Raw genomic sequence first — 14,124 nt, forward strand, 5'->3', positions numbered from 1 at the left:
TCACCCGGCACGGCGATCACGAAAGATACTTTCATCCGGATGGCGGGAGGCCCTCGGTGGCGGACGGCAACGCAGGCATGACGCGACGTCAACTCGGCAAGGGCGTCATGGCCCTGGGCGGCGCGCTCGCGCTCGCCCCTCTCCCGGCCGTCCCCGCGGCCGCCGCGACGGGCCGCGCCGGCACCCTGCGGCACGGCTCCCCAGAGCGCGCCGGCCTCCTCTCCTCCGCGCTGCGCCGGCTCGTCACCGACGCCGAGGCGTTCCTCGGCCCCTCGCCGCAGCACCCCTGGTACGCGGGCGCGGTCCTGCTGGCCGGGCGCGGCGGTACGGTCGCCCTGCACGAGCCGATCGGCATGGCGGTGCGCTACCAGGCGTACGACGAGAAGACCGACACGGGCGTGGAGTTCCCCGCCGAGCAGCAGATACCGATGACCGAGGACACCGTCTTCGACCTGGCCTCCGTCTCCAAGCTGTTCACCTCGATCCTCGCCGTGCAGCAGATCGAACGCGGCACGCTCGGCCTGGAGGCGACGGTCGCCTCCTACCTCCCGGACTTCGGGCGGGCCGGCAAGCAGGACATCACCATCCGTCAGCTCCTCACCCACACCTCCGGGTTCCGGGCCTGGATCCCGCTCTACAGCGCCCCCACCCACGAGGGGAAGCTCCAGCTCATCTGGGACGAGGCGCCGCTCAACCCGCCCGGCAGCACCTACCTCTACTCCGACCTCAACCTGATCTCCCTCCAGCTGGTGCTGGAGAAGATCACGGGCCGTACCCTCGACACCCTGCTCCACGACGAGATCACCGGCCCCCTCGGGATGAGGCACACCCGCTACAACCCGCCCGCCTCGTGGAAACCGCGGATCGCGGCGACCGAGGACGCCCGCACGCCCTGGTCCGGTCTGGACCGGGGCCTCGTGTGGGGCGAGGTGCACGACGAGAACGCCTTCAGCCTCGGCGGCGTCGCGGGCCACGCCGGGGTGTTCTCCACCGCCTGGGACCTCGCGGTCCTCGGCCGGACCCTGCTCAACGGCGGCTCCTACGGCCGGACGCACATCCTGTCGCCGGACTCCGTGGAGCTGATGTTCACGGACTTCAACACCGCCTTCCCCGGGGACGAGCACGGCCTCGGCTTCGAGCTCTACCAGCACTGGTACATGGGAGCCATGGCCACCCCCCGCACGGCCGGCCACACCGGCTTCACGGGCACCTCGCTGGTCCTCGACCCGACGACCGACTCCTTCCTCGTCGTCCTGGGCAACTCCGTGCACCCGGTGCGCGGTTGGCGGTCCGGGTCGGCGCCCCGGGTGGCCGCCGGCAACAACATGGCGCGCGCGGTGCCGGTGCGCCCGGCCCACGGCCGTACCGCGTGGTTCTCCGGCATGGCCAGCGCCACGACCGCCACGCTCGCGCTCCCCGCGCTCGACACCTCGCGCGGCGGCGCGCGGCTGACCTGCGCCGTGTGGTGGGACACCGAGCCGGCGGCGGACGTCCTCGCGCTGGAGACGTCCACGGACGAGGGCGCCACCTGGAAGCCGCTGCCGTTCACGGCCGCGCGCAAGGGCGACGGGGACGAGGAGCACCCGGCGGGCACGGCCACCGGCTGGTCGGGGCGGGCCTGGCACCGGCTGACCGCGCCACTGCCCGCCGCCCCCGCGCTGCGGGTGCGCTGGCGCTACACCACCGACCGGCTGTACGTGGGCCGGGGCGCGTACGTGGACGGGCTGCGGGTCGAGAGAGCGCACCGGGTCCTGTTCGACGAGTCACGGCCCGCGGACGCCGCACGGCTGACGGCCACCGGCTGGACGGCGTCGCGGGACTGACGCGCCGTCACGCCCTGTCGCCGGCCTCCAGCACGGCCATGGCGGCGTTGTGGCCGGGCACACCGCTCACGCCTCCCCCGCGCACGGCTCCCGCGCCGCACAGCAGGACGTTCGCATGGCGGGTCTCCACACCCCAGCGGCCGGTCGACTCGTCGGCGTAAGGCCAGGACAGGTCCCGGTGGAAGATGTTGCCGCCGGGCAGGCGCAGGTCCCGCTCCAGGTCGAGGGGCGTCTTCGCCTCGATGCAGGGACGTCCGTCCGCGTCGGTCGCCAGGCAGTCGGCGAGCGGTTCGGCGAGGTGGGCGTCCAGCTGGGCCAGCGTGGACTTCAGCAGGTCCTCGCGGACCGCGTCGTTGTCCCGCTCGAACAGCCGGGCGGGGGTGTGCAGGCCGAACAGGGTGAGCGTCTGGTGGCCCTGGTCGACGAGGTCAGGGCCGAGGATCGTCGGGTCCGTCAGCGAGTGGCAGTAGATCTCCGACGGCGGCGCGCCGGGGAGTTCCCCGGCGGCGGCCTGGGCGTGTGCGGCGGCGAGCTGGCCGTAGCCCTCGGCGATGTGGAAGGTGCCGGAGAACGCCTCACGAGGGTCGACGGAGGTGTCGCGCAGCCGGGGCAGCCGCTTCAGCAGCATGTTGACCTTCAGCTGGGCGCCCTCGGCGGGCGCCGGGGCCGGGTCGCCGGTGAGGGCGGCCAGCACCTGCGGCGAGGCGTTCACCAGGACGTGGCGGGCGGCGGCGACACCCTCGCCGTCCGCGGTGCGGTAGGTGACCTCGGCGGTGCGCCCGTCGGTGTCGACGCGCACGACCTCGTGGCCGGTGACCAGATCGGCGCCGGCCGCGCGGGCCGCCGCGGCCAGGGCGTCGGTGAGCGCGCCCATGCCGCCGACGGGGACGTCCCAGTCGCCGGTGCCGCCGCCGATCACGTGGTACAGGAAGCAGCGGTTCTGCTTCAGCGAGGCGTCGTGGGCGTCGGCGAACGTGCCGATGAGGGCGTCCGTGAGGACGACGCCCCGCACCAGGTCGTCCTTGAACCGCTCCTCGATCGCGACCCCGACCGGCTCCTCGAAGAGCATCCGCCAGGCGTCGTCGTCCGCCACCCGCCGGCGCAGCTCGTCGCGGCTCGGGAGCGGTTCGGTGAGGGTCGGGAACACGCGCCGGGCGACCTCGCCGGTCATGCCGTAGAAGCGCTGCCACGCCTCGTACTCGCGGTCGCCTCCGGTGAGCCGGGCGAACGCCTCCCGGGTGCGCTCCGGTCCACCGCCGACCAGCAGCCCCGTGGGCCGTCCGTCCCGCTCCACCGGCGTGTACGAGGAGACGTCCCGCTTGCGGACCCGGAAGCTCAGCCCCAGATCCCGGACGATCTTGTCGGGCAGCAGGCTGACCAGGTAGGAGTAGCGCGACAGCCGGGCGTCGACCCCGGCGAAGGGGCGCGTGGACACGGCGGCCCCGCCCGTGGTCCCGAGCCGCTCCAGCACCAGCACGGACCGTCCGGCCCGGGCCAGATAGGCGGCGGCGACCAGGCCGTTGTGACCTCCGCCGACGATCACGGCGTCGTAGGTGCGGTGTCCCGGGCGTGCGTCGTGTGCAGGCATGGTCCTTGGTAACACGGGGTGATCCACTGCGGCCAGGGCTGGGGCGCGCCCGGGTCACCGGCCCTCGGCCACCCGCTGCCGGCGCAGCACCGCCACCCGGCGGTACAGCTCGGCCGCCTCCGTGGCGCGGCCGAGCTGGTCCAGGCAGTGGGCCTCGTCGTTGCGGCTGGCGAGGGTGTCGGGGTGGCCGGCGCCCAGGACGCGTTCCCGGGCCTCGGCCACCCGGTGGTACTCGGACAGCGCGTCCGGCCAGCGGCCCAGCCAGCCCAGGCCGACGGCGACCTCGCGACGGCTGACCAGGGTGTCCGGGTGGTCGGCGCCGAGGACGCGCTCGCGGATCGCGCACACGTCGCGGGCCTCGGCGAGCGCCTCCTCCCAGCGGCCCAGCCGGCCCAGGTTGACGCCGAGGCCGTGGCGGGCCCGCAGGGTCTCGGGGTGGGCTGGGCCGTGCACCCGGGTGCGGTCGTCGACGAGGACGCGGTAGAGCTGGAGCGCCTCCGCGCCGCGGCCGAGCCGCCCGAGGCTGATGCCGACCTCGTAGCGGGCGGCGAGGGTGTCGGGGTGGTCCGGGCCGAGGGTGTGGGCGCGGGCGTCGGCGACCTCGCGGTAGGTCTGGAGCGCCTCCGTCCAGCGTCCGAGCTGGCCGAGCGCGTAGGCGACCTCGTAGCGGGTGACCAGGGTGTCGGGGTGGTCCGGGCCGAGGACGCGGGCGCGGGCGGCGGCGACCTCCTCGGCCATGCGGTGGGAGTCCTCGAGCCGGCCGAGTCTGCTGAGGTTGAAGGCGAGGTTGTGGCGGCAGCGCAGGGTGTCGGGGTGGTCGGCGCCCATCGCGCGCACCCGGTCGGCCAGCACCGACGCGTAGACCTGGTGGGCGTCGACGTGCCGGCCCAACTGGCCCAGGACGTAGGCCATCTCCTGGCGGGCGGCGAGCGTGTCCGGGTGGTCCGCGCCGAGCGCGAGGCTGCGGGCGCGGGCGACGTGCTTGTACTCGCGCAGCGCGTCGGCGGCGCGGCCGGTGCGGCTGAGGGTGAAGGCCAGTTCGTAGCGGCTGGCGAGGGTGTCGGGGTGGTCGGGGCCGAGGAGGTGTTCGCGTTCGGCGGCCACCGCCCGGTGCACCTCACGGGCCTCCGTCCAGCGGCCGACGCGGCCCAGGCTCAGCCCGGCGTCGTGCCGTCCGGCCAGCGCGGTGAGCGTGCCCGCCGAGGGAACGGGCTTCGCGCCCGCGGCGCCGGAGGGCCGCGGGATCCACTCGCCGGTGAGACCGGCCGCGGCGTCCGGGGGTGTGCTGCGCGGTCCGGTGCCGGTGGCCTTGTGGCCGGTGGTCATGCCCCGGGTCCAGGACGGCAGGCGGGGGGCGCGGCCGGCGGGCCGCTCGGGGTCGGCCGGCGGACGGGCGGTCACCATCGTGGGCACGTACGCCGGTGTGGTGCGGCCGAGGCTGATGCGGCGGCCCAGTTCGCGTCCGTCGGGCGGGCGTTCCTCGGGGCGTTTGGCGAGCAGGTCGAGGATGACGCGCTCCAGGTACTCGGGGAGGTCGGCGCGGTGGCCGCGCGGCGGCCGGGGCGGGGTGTCGCGGTGGCCGACGAGGACCGCCCAGGGGTCGTCGAGGTCGAACGGCGGGACGCCGGTGGCGATCTCGTACAGCACACAGCCCAGGGAGTACAGGTCGCTGCGCTGGTCGACGTCCTCGCCGCCTATCTGCTCCGGCGACATGTAGTGGGGGGTGCCCATCGCGACACCGGTGCCGGTGAGCCGGGAGGTGAACCCGACGTCCTGGGCGAGGCGGGCTATGCCGAAGTCGCAGATCTTCACGGTGCCGTCGGCGACACGCATGATGTTCGCCGGTTTGAGGTCGCGGTGCACGATGCCCTGCTGGTGGGTGTAGGCGAGGGCGGCGGCGACCTGCTCGGCGATGTCGACGACGTCGGCGACGGGCAGCGGGTGGTGCTTGTTGTCCTCCAGGAGCTGGCTGAGGTTGCTGCCCTCCAGCAGTTCCATCACCAGGAACAGCACGCCGTCGGCCTCGCCGAAGTCGTGGACGACGGTGACCCCGCGGTGCTGGAGCGCGGCCGCGACCTGGGCCTCCCGGCGGAACCGCTCCCGCAGGACCCGCATGAAGGACGGGTCGTGGTGCGGCCCCAGCGGATTGAGGCACTTGACGGCCACGCGCCGGCCCAGGGACTCGTCCCGTGCCTTCCAGACCTCGCCCATACCGCCCCGCCCGATCGGTTCGAGCAGCCGGTACCGGCCCTGGATCAGCCTGCTTTCCCCCATCTGCCGCGCTCGCCCCCCGTATGGTCCGCCCTCCCGGCTCGTCCAGTATGGCGGGCTATCGCCCGAGTTTGTACGGTGCCGGGCGGGCGCCGGGGCCGAGCCGGTCCATGGCGCGCAGGATGTGTTTGGGCGGGAGTTGCCAGCGCAGACGTGCGGGAACACGGCGCAGCACGGTGCCCGTGGCACGCAACCGGCGGGTGACGACGGCGGGTTCCGGGGCCGGCCGTCCGTACAGGTCGTGGGCGTACGGCGGCAGAGCGGCGTACGCGAGCCGGGCCACGCGCCGCCACAGCACCTCGCGCGCCGGGACGAGCAGGGGGTGCGTCGGCGGACGGAGCAGGAAGTCGTCCACGACGCGTGCCTCGGGTCCGCAGGACAGCTCGGGACGCACGGTCTCGAAGTACGCCGCCATCTCCTCCCGGTCGCCGGGTACGGAGTCGGGGTCCAGGCCCACCAGGCGGGCGCTGACCCGGTGTTCGGCGATGTACCGGTCGGCCTGCGCGTCGGTGAGCGGGAAGCCGGAGCGGCGGGCGACCTGGAGGTAGGAGTCGATCTCGGCGCAGTGCACCCACAGCAGCAGCGCGGGCTCGTCGACCCCGTACCGCTCGCCGGTGCCGGGGTCGGTGGCGCCGAGCATGCTGTGGATCCGCCGGACCCGGGCGCCGGCCTTCTCGGCGGCCTCCGTGGTGCCGTAGGTGGTGGTGCCGACGAAGTCGGCGGTGCGCAGCAGCCGGCCCCAGGCATCCCGGCGGAAGTCGGAGTTCTGCAGGACACCGCGCACCGCGCGCGGGTGCAGTGCCTGGAGGTAGAGGGCACGGATGCCGGCGACCCACATCATGGGGTCGCCGTGCAGCTGCCAGGTGACCGAGTGCGGCGTGAACAGCCCGGGATCGCCCATACCGGCAGGTTAACGCCGCACCCGCGGCATCCCCAGCCCGATCCAGGCGATGATCTCGCGCTGGATCTCGTTGTTGCCGCCGCCGAAGGTGAAGATGACGGCCGAGCGGTAGCCGCGTTCCAGTTCGCCCCGCAGGACGGCGCCCGCCGAGCCCTCCTTCAGGGCGCCGGGGGCGGCGGTGACCTCCATCAGCCAGGCGTAGGCGTCGCGGCGGGCCTCGGAGCCGTAGACCTTGACGGCGGAGGCGTCCTGCGGGGTGAGGCTGCCGTCCTCGACGGCGCTGACCATCTTCCAGTTCAGCAGCCTGAGGGCGTCGAGGCGGGTGTGCGTCTGCGCGAGGCGGCGGCGCACCCAGGGCAGGTCGATCACCCGGCGGCCGTCGGCGAGCTTGGTCTCCATGGCCCAGCGCTGGACGTCGTGCAGGGCGCGGACGGCCATGGTGCCGTGGGCGGCGAGGGTGACGCGTTCGTGGTTGAGCTGGTTGGTGATCAGGCGCCAGCCCTGGTTCTCCTCTCCGACGCGGCGGGAGACGGGAACGCGGATGTTCTCGTAGTGGCTGGCCGTGGTGTCGTGGGAGGCGAGGGTGTGGATGAGGGTGCAGGAGTAGCCGGGGTCGCTGGTCGGCACCAGGAGCATGGTGATGCCCTTGTGCGGCGGGGCGTCCGGGTCGGTGCGCACCGCCAGCCACACCCAGTCGGCGGTGTCGCCGTTGGTCGTCCAGATCTTCTGCCCGTCGACGACGTAGTGGTCGCCGTCGCGGACCGCGCGGGTGCGCAACGCGGCCAGGTCGGTGCCGGCCTCGGGTTCGCTGTATCCGATGGCGAAGTCGATGTCGCCCGAGAGGATTCTCGGCAGGAAGAACGCCTTCTGCTCGTCCGTGCCGTACCGCATGATCGTCGGCCCGACGGTGTTGAGCGCCATGAGCGGCAGCGGGACGCCGGCCTGCGCGGCCTCGTCGAAGAAGACGAACTGCTCGACGGCGGTCAGTCCGCGTCCGCCGTACTCCTCGGGCCAGCCGACGCCGAGCCAGCCGTCCGCCCCGAGCCGCCGGATCGTGGCCCGGTAGTGCCGCTTCTGGGCGGCGTGGTCGCCGGGCGGGATGGGGTTGTCCGGCACCAACGTGGCGAAGTAGGCGCGCAGTTCGCTGCGCAGCCGCTGCTGCTCGGGCGTGTATGCGAGGTGCACGGCGCCTCCAGGCTCCCAGGGCTGGTCCTGACGGCGCACACCGTAGAACGTGTTCCAGAAATAGGGAATGGCAAGGAGGGCCCGCGATCCGTGCGAGGGGCGGGTCTCAGACGAGCAGCGCCATGAAGTCGGTGCAGGCCCGGGCGCACGCGCGGCAGGCCAGGGCGGTCTCCTCCGCCTCCGGGTGCCGCTCGAAGACGTGCGCGCTCTCCAGGCAGACCGTACGGGTCCACTCCAGCTGCATGCGCAGCGTGTCCTCGGCGTCCTCGTCGAAGTGGCCGTGGTCGGACAGCATCCGGCAGGTCGCGTCGCAGACCTCGGCGCACAGGATGCCCTTGCGGCGCAGCAGTTCGTGGTCCTCGGCCGCGTCCGGGTCGACGAGGCTGGCGCGCAGGGCGCACGCCCGGGCGCACTCCGTGCAGGCCTGCGCACAGGTGAACCGGTCCTCCAGGAACCGGACGAGTTCTTGCTGCGATGCCGTCGATGTCACGGTGGCCGGGTAGCCCCGCCCGTACGGCGTCAAACCCACGCCCGGCATCGGCGGCGGCCTGGTTCACCCGGGGTTCCGGGGGTACACGCGGGCCATGAACATCGCATCGACGGACATCGCCGCATCGGGTGCCCTGGGTATCGGACTGGCCGTGGTCGGCCTGGTGCTCGTGGTGCTGCTCATCGGCGCCTTCGCCCTGGGGGTGCGCTCCAAGCGCAGGGAACCTCCCCGCCCCCGCCCCGAGGAACAGCCCCGGCTGCCCGCGGACGGCCCGGTCCACGAGATCCGGGAGAACCGCGAGCCCGACGAGGTGCCCCGCAGCGACCAGCGCCTGACCCCGCACGAGATGCCCGGGAGCGGCAACGTCTCCTCCCGCGGCAGCGACGTCGAGGGGCGGCCCCGGTGGGACGAGGGCCGCAGCGGCTCTTTCGGCAGCGGCGGCTCGGGCTGACGCCCGTCCCGTCCGCGCCGGACACGGGTGTGCCGGGCGCCCCGCGCCCCGACAGCTGCGCGGGGTCCCCGGTGTCGCCCGTCACCACGCCGCAGCCCTTCGGGCCTCCGCCGCACGGCACGCCCGGCCGGCGGGGCCGCCCGGAGGGCGATCGCGCATGACAGTCCGTCGCGACGGCGCGGACCTCCGGTACACCCGGGGTCCGCGCCGTCGTCGTGCACCGCACCGGGCGTGCCCGGCGTGCGCCCGGCGACCCCGGTCAGTACGGTGCAGTTCCGGTGTCCGGGATCGGGTAGTGGGGAGACGCCATGTCCGGCGACAAGACGGGGAAACTGCCGCGCAAGACGTACGAGAAGGAGCTGCTGCGGCTGCAGACGGAGCTGGTGAGGCTCCAGGAGTGGGTGCGCGCCGAGGGAGCCCGGCTGGTCGTGGTCTTCGAGGGCCGGGACGCGGCGGGCAAGGGCGGCACCATCAAGCGCGTCACGGAGCATCTCAACCCCCGGGTGGCCCGGATCGCGGCGCTGCCCCGGCCGACCGAGCGCCAGCGCACCCAGTGGTACTTCCAGCGGTACATCGAGCATCTACCGGCGGCCGGTGAGATCGTGCTGTTCGACCGCAGCTGGTACAACCGCGCGGGCGTCGAGCACGTCATGGGGTTCTGCACCAAGGAGGAGTACCAGCTCTTCCTGCGCCAGTGCCCGCTGTTCGAGCGGATGCTGGTGGAGGACGGCGTCCTGCTGCGCAAGTACTGGTTCTCGGTGAGCGACGAGGAGCAGCAGGAGCGCTTCCGGCGGCGTCTGGAGGACCCGCTGCGCCGCTGGAAGCTGTCCCCGATGGACCTGGAGTCGATCAGCCGCTGGGAGGACTACTCCCGGGCCAAGGACGAGATGATGGTCCACACCGACATCACCGAGGCCCCCTGGTACGTCGTGGAGAGCGACGACAAGCGGCGGGCCCGGGTGAACATGATCGCCCACCTGCTGCAGTCCGTGCCCTACGGCGACGTCCCCCCGCCGGTCTTCGAGCTGCCCGAGCGGCCGGAGTCGACCGGCTACCAGCGCCCGCCGCGCGAGCTGCGCACCTACGTCCCGGACCACGCCGCCGGGCTCTAGGAATCGTCAGACACCCCCTAGTGCGTACGGACGACGGCGACCGGGCAGGGCGCGTGGTGGAGGACGGCCTGGCTGACCGAGCCCAGGAGCAGTCCGGTGAAGCCGCCCCGGCCGCGGGCGCCGACCACGAGGAGCCCGGCGTCCGCGCCCGCCTCGATCAGGGTGTGCCGGACCCGGCCGCGCACCAGCCGGCGCTCGACCCGCACGTCCGGATAGAGGTCCCCCATGCCGCCGAGGGCCTCGGCGAGCACCCGCTCCTCCTCGTCGTGCAGCCGCCCCTCGTCGTACGTGACGAAGGGCGGGTCGGCCGGTGAGGCGTAGGCGCGCTCGGTCCGGTTGCTCCACACGTGCAGTGCCACCAGGTCCGTGCCGTGCCGGGACGCCTGGGAGAAGGCGAACTCGACGGCGCCGCGGGCGGCGGGCGAGCCGTCGACGGCGAGCAGGACCGGTCCGGCCTGGCGGGGGTCGCCGCGCACCACGAGGACCGGGCAGGAGGCGTGGGCGGCGAGCTGTCCTGCGGTGGACCCCACCAGCAGGGTGCCGAAGCGGCCCAGGCCCCGGCTGCCGACGACGATCATGGACGCGGTGCGCGACTCGATCTCCAGCACCTCCACGGGGTCGCCGACGACGACCTCGTGGTCGGCCTGGACGCCGGGGGCCGCCGCGTGGGCACGCTGCTCGGCCTCGCCGAGCGTGCCGTCGATGAGCTGGGGCACCCCGGCCGCCGAGGCGGGCTCCCAGGGGCGGCCGCCGGCCGGTATGCGCGCGGGCGGCCTGCCGAAGGCGTGCACCACCCGCAGGGCGACACCGTGCGCGCGGGCCTCGCGGGCGGCGGTCTCCACCGCCGTGAGGCTCGACGGCGACCCGTCCACACCCACCACGACCGGGCCGGCCTCGTCCATGGTCGTCCCCTTTCCGGGCCGCTTCCCCGCCCTTCCAGGGTCGCCCCGCGGCCGGTGTCCCGCACGGCTACGAGGAAGCCGCCGATCCGGAGGCCGGCCGGCGCCGGCGCGTCGGGCCGGCCTGTCCTCAGACCGCGAGGGCTCCGCCGTCGACGGGCAGGAGCACACCGTGGATGTGTGACGCGTCTTCACCGGCGAGGAAGATCACGGCTGCGGCGGTGTCCTGCACGCTGCCCGTGCGCCTGTCCGGGTTGCTCTCGGCGATCTTCTCCAGCATGGGGCGGAGTTCGTCGTTCGACTCCGTCATGGTGGGTCCGGGTGCGACGGTGTTCACCCGCACCCCGTCGGCGGCCAGCTCCGCTGCCCACGACCTCGTCAGCGAGTGCAGGGCGGCCTTGCTGGCGCCGTACAGCGACGTGAACCTGATTCCCTCCACGCCGCCGATCGAGCCCATGTTGATCACGGAGCCGCCGCCGTTCTCCACCATGCCGGGCACCAGGGCTGCCGTCAGGAGATACGGAGCCTTGATGTTGACCTCCAGTACCCGGTCGATCTGCTCCTCGGTCGATTCGGTCATGGGGTGGGGCGGCACGAGGTAGGCCGCGTTGTTGACCAGAACGTCGATCGGCCGGCCCGCCAGGGCCGTCGCCTCCTGTGCGAGGCGGCGGATCTCGGAGCCGCCCGCGGAGAGGTCCGCCTCGACGAAGTGGGCGATGCCGCCCTCCGCGACGATTCCGTCGACCACCCGGGCGCCGTCCTCCGCCCCGAGTCCGGTCACGACGACGACGGCACCCTCACGGGCCATCGCCTCAGCGACACCGCGCCCGATCCCGCTCGTCGAGCCTGTGACCAGTGCTGCGCGCCCTTCGAGACGATTCATGTCAGTACCTCCGGCTGTGCGGTGATATCGATGGACACGGAACGCCGAATCCTCGTCGACCACGTCCATATTTGCTTGCTCAAGCAATAATATCAGATGCTTGCTTGCGCAAGTACTGCTCGACCCGGTCAGCCGGGGAGGACCAGCCGGGCCGTGTCACCGGGCTCGACGGAGACCTCGCGGTCCGGCAGCCGGAAGGTGATCGGCGAGATGTCGGAGGACGGCACCGTGATCTCCAGCAGTCCGCGTTCGAGACGCAGCCGTACGCCCCAGTTCCCCTGGTAGCGCAGCGAGAAGCCGTACGAGGACAGCTCGGGCAGCGGTACCGGGTCCAGGCGCAGGGCGCCGTCGCGGGTCTCCAGGCCGGTCAGGCCGCGCTGGACGAGGTCGAGGGTGCCGGCCATGGCGCCCAGGTGGATGCCCTCGCCGGTGGTGCCGCCCTGCACGTCGGCGATGTCGCCCTGGAGGGCCTCCTGGACGAACGTCCACGCGTCGCTGCGCCGGCACCGGGCGAGCACCCAGCCGTGCACGAGGCCGCTGAGGGTGGAGCCGTGACTGGTGCGGTGCAGGTAGTACTCGACGGTGCGCCGCCACACGCCCTCGTCCAGCCGGTGCCCCAGCCGGCGGAACAGCGCGCCCAGTTCGGACGGTGAGAACAGGTAGCCGAGCATCAGGACGTCGGCCTGCTTGGACGCCTTGTAGCGGTTGACGGTGTCGCCCTCCGCCTCCAGGATCCGGTCGAGCCGCCGGATGTCGCCGTACCGCTGCCGGTAGCCGTGCCAGTCCAGCTCGGACAGCTCGCCGTAGCCCTCGAACTGGCTGATGACCCCGTCGTGGAAGGGGAGGTGCAGGGTGCGGGAGACCTCCTGCCAGCGTTCCAGCTCCCCGCCGTCCAGGGCGGTCCGCTCGACGAGTTCGCGGCGGCGCGGCTCGGGCAGGGTGTCCATGAGGTCGAGGGTGCGGGCGAGCACCCAGGCGGCGGTGACGTTCGTGTACGCGTTGTCGTCGAGCCCGGGGCTGTCGGCGTCCGGGTAGGCCTCGTGGTACTCGTCGGGTCCGACGACGCCCTTGATGCGGTGCCGGCCCAGGGCGTCGTCGTACTCGGCCCTGTCCGCCCAGAAACGCGCGATCTGGAGCAGCGTCTCGGCGCCCTTGGTGTGCAGGAAGTCCGTGTCGCCGCTGGCCTCGCAGTACTGCCAGACGTTGTACGCGATGGCCGAGCCGACGTGGTGCTGGAGCCAGGAGTGGTCGGGCAGCCAGCGCCCGGAGCGCGGGTTGAGGTGCAGCTGCTGGGTCTCCTCGCGTCCGTCGCTGCCGCTCTGCCACGGGTACATCGCGCCGCGCCGGCCGGCCCGCGCCGCGGTGGTGCAGGCCTGTTCGAGGCGCCGGTGGCGGTAGTGCAGCAGGGCGCGGGAGACCTCCGGGAAGTGCAGGTTGAGGAAGGGCAGGACGAACAGCTCGTCCCAGAAGACGTGGCCGCGGTAGGCCTCGCCGTGCAGACCGCGCGCGGGCACGCCGACGTCGAGGTCGGCGGTGTGCGGGGAGAGGGTCTGCAGGACGTGGAAGAGGTGCAGCCGCAGGACGCGGCCGGGTTCGCCGGGCACGTCGAGTTCGGCGCGGCGCCACAGCTGGCCCCAGGCGACGCGGTGGGTGCCGGTCAGCGTGTCGAATCCGGGCGCGCGGGCGACGCGGTCGACGGCGGCGTGCAGGGGGTCGCTGATGGCGGGGTCGTGGGAGGTGTGCAGGGCGACGGTCTTGTCGACGGTGGCGGGGCGGCCGGGCGCGAGGTCGAGGGTGACGCACTGGACGATCCGGGAGGTCTCCCAGCGGACCGTGACGGGGGCGTCGGCGGTGAGCCGGGCGGCGAGGCCGATCCGCACGTCGGACGTACGGGTGCGGCAGCGCAGCCAGACCGCGTCCGGGGCGGAGGTGCCGGTGTGCACGTGGGTGAGGTGCCGGCCGTCGAGGTCCCGGTAGCGCGGGACGCCCGCGTTGGTCACTCCCCCGTCCAGGGCCGCCTCCACCTCCAGCGGTCCGGTGAGGCCCTCGGCGGTGAACCAGGTGCGCAGCGCGGCGACATGGGGGTCGGCCATGTGCACCAGCCGCCGCTGACGCACGGTCAGGATGCGTCCGCCGCCGAGGCTGTACCGGGTGGTGCGCTCCAGCACGCCCGCGGCCAGGTCGAGGCCCTGCCGGTGCTCCAGCACGTCCGCGGAGTCGGGGTCGATCCAGTCCCCCTCGGGCAGGCGGTAGCGCAGTGGAAGCCAGTTGGGGACGTTGACCATGTCCTCGTTCTCGACCTCGCGGCCCGAGACCTCCGAGGTGAGGCGGTTGTAGATGCCCGCCACATAGGTCCCCGGGTAGTGGACGTCGTCGGCGTCGCACTCGGGGAGCGCGCCCCGGGTGGCGAAGTAGCCGTTGCCGAGCGTGCACAGGGACTCCCGCAGCCGCTCGTCGGCGGCCTTGTACCCCTCGTACTCCCAGCTCCAGCCGTCCACCTCGGCGTCGCGGCCCACGTCCG

General features: G+C 73.4%; 11 protein-coding genes. 3 read left to right on the forward strand and 8 right to left on the reverse strand.

Annotated elements, in window-relative coordinates:
* The first annotated feature begins 77 nt into the window (after positions 1 to 77).
* Positions 78 to 1,823 (forward strand): serine hydrolase domain-containing protein, encoded by a 1,746-nt coding sequence (locus tag ADL34_RS02235; protein ID WP_062669863.1) that lies wholly within the window; start codon positions 78 to 80, stop codon positions 1,821 to 1,823.
* Positions 1,824 to 1,830: 7 nt separating this feature from the next.
* Here ADL34_RS02235 and ADL34_RS02240 read toward each other — a convergent pair whose 3' ends face one another.
* The 5 genes from ADL34_RS02240 to ADL34_RS02260 all read right to left on the reverse strand — a co-directional run bounded on the left by ADL34_RS02240 (position 1,831) and on the right by ADL34_RS02260 (position 8,258).
* Positions 1,831 to 3,411: a phytoene desaturase family protein gene (locus ADL34_RS02240; RefSeq protein ID WP_062669689.1), complete on the reverse strand. Its 1,581-nt coding sequence runs from the start codon at positions 3,409 to 3,411 to the stop codon at positions 1,831 to 1,833.
* A 54-nt stretch (positions 3,412 to 3,465) separates the two neighbouring features.
* Entirely contained in the window at positions 3,466 to 5,685 is a 2,220-nt protein-coding gene (locus ADL34_RS02245) for a serine/threonine-protein kinase (RefSeq protein ID WP_062669691.1), read from the reverse strand.
* 55 nt (positions 5,686 to 5,740) lie between these two features.
* Positions 5,741 to 6,583 carry an oxygenase MpaB family protein gene (locus ADL34_RS02250; protein WP_062669693.1) on the reverse strand — a complete coding sequence of 281 codons (843 nt, stop codon included), beginning with the start codon at positions 6,581 to 6,583 and terminating at the stop codon, positions 5,741 to 5,743.
* A gap of 9 nt (positions 6,584 to 6,592) precedes the next feature.
* Positions 6,593 to 7,768, reverse strand: coding sequence for an acyl-CoA dehydrogenase family protein (locus ADL34_RS02255; protein ID WP_062669695.1), 1,176 nt, complete (start codon positions 7,766 to 7,768; stop codon positions 6,593 to 6,595).
* A 106-nt stretch (positions 7,769 to 7,874) separates the two neighbouring features.
* Positions 7,875 to 8,258, reverse strand: a complete 384-nt coding sequence (locus tag ADL34_RS02260; RefSeq protein WP_062669865.1) for a ferredoxin — start codon at positions 8,256 to 8,258, stop codon at positions 7,875 to 7,877.
* Positions 8,259 to 8,352: 94 nt separating this feature from the next.
* Here ADL34_RS02260 and ADL34_RS02265 point away from each other — a divergent pair, with 94 nt between their 5' ends.
* A complete protein-coding gene (locus ADL34_RS02265; RefSeq protein WP_062669697.1) occupies positions 8,353 to 8,709 on the forward strand; it encodes a DUF6479 family protein in 357 nt (118 codons plus the stop codon).
* Positions 8,710 to 9,017: 308 nt separating this feature from the next.
* Positions 9,018 to 9,821, forward strand: a complete 804-nt coding sequence (gene ppk2, locus ADL34_RS02270) for a polyphosphate kinase 2 (protein WP_062669699.1) — start codon at positions 9,018 to 9,020, stop codon at positions 9,819 to 9,821.
* A gap of 17 nt (positions 9,822 to 9,838) precedes the next feature.
* On the opposite strand, the gene ADL34_RS02275 is transcribed toward ppk2, so the two are convergent.
* From ADL34_RS02275 to ADL34_RS02285, 3 genes are all read right to left on the reverse strand, one after another.
* Positions 9,839 to 10,723, reverse strand: coding sequence for a universal stress protein (locus ADL34_RS02275; protein ID WP_062669701.1), 885 nt, complete (start codon positions 10,721 to 10,723; stop codon positions 9,839 to 9,841).
* Between the two features lie 127 nt (positions 10,724 to 10,850).
* Positions 10,851 to 11,603, reverse strand: coding sequence for an SDR family NAD(P)-dependent oxidoreductase (locus tag ADL34_RS02280; protein ID WP_062669703.1), 753 nt, complete (start codon positions 11,601 to 11,603; stop codon positions 10,851 to 10,853).
* Between the two features lie 128 nt (positions 11,604 to 11,731).
* Positions 11,732 to 14,101, reverse strand: a complete 2,370-nt coding sequence (locus tag ADL34_RS02285; RefSeq protein ID WP_062669867.1) for a glycoside hydrolase family 65 protein — start codon at positions 14,099 to 14,101, stop codon at positions 11,732 to 11,734.
* Between the last annotated feature and the right edge of the window lie 23 nt (positions 14,102 to 14,124).

The organism is Streptomyces sp. NRRL WC-3605, from assembly GCF_001509795.1.
GTDB classification, from domain to species: domain Bacteria; phylum Actinomycetota; class Actinomycetes; order Streptomycetales; family Streptomycetaceae; genus Streptomyces; species Streptomyces viridochromogenes.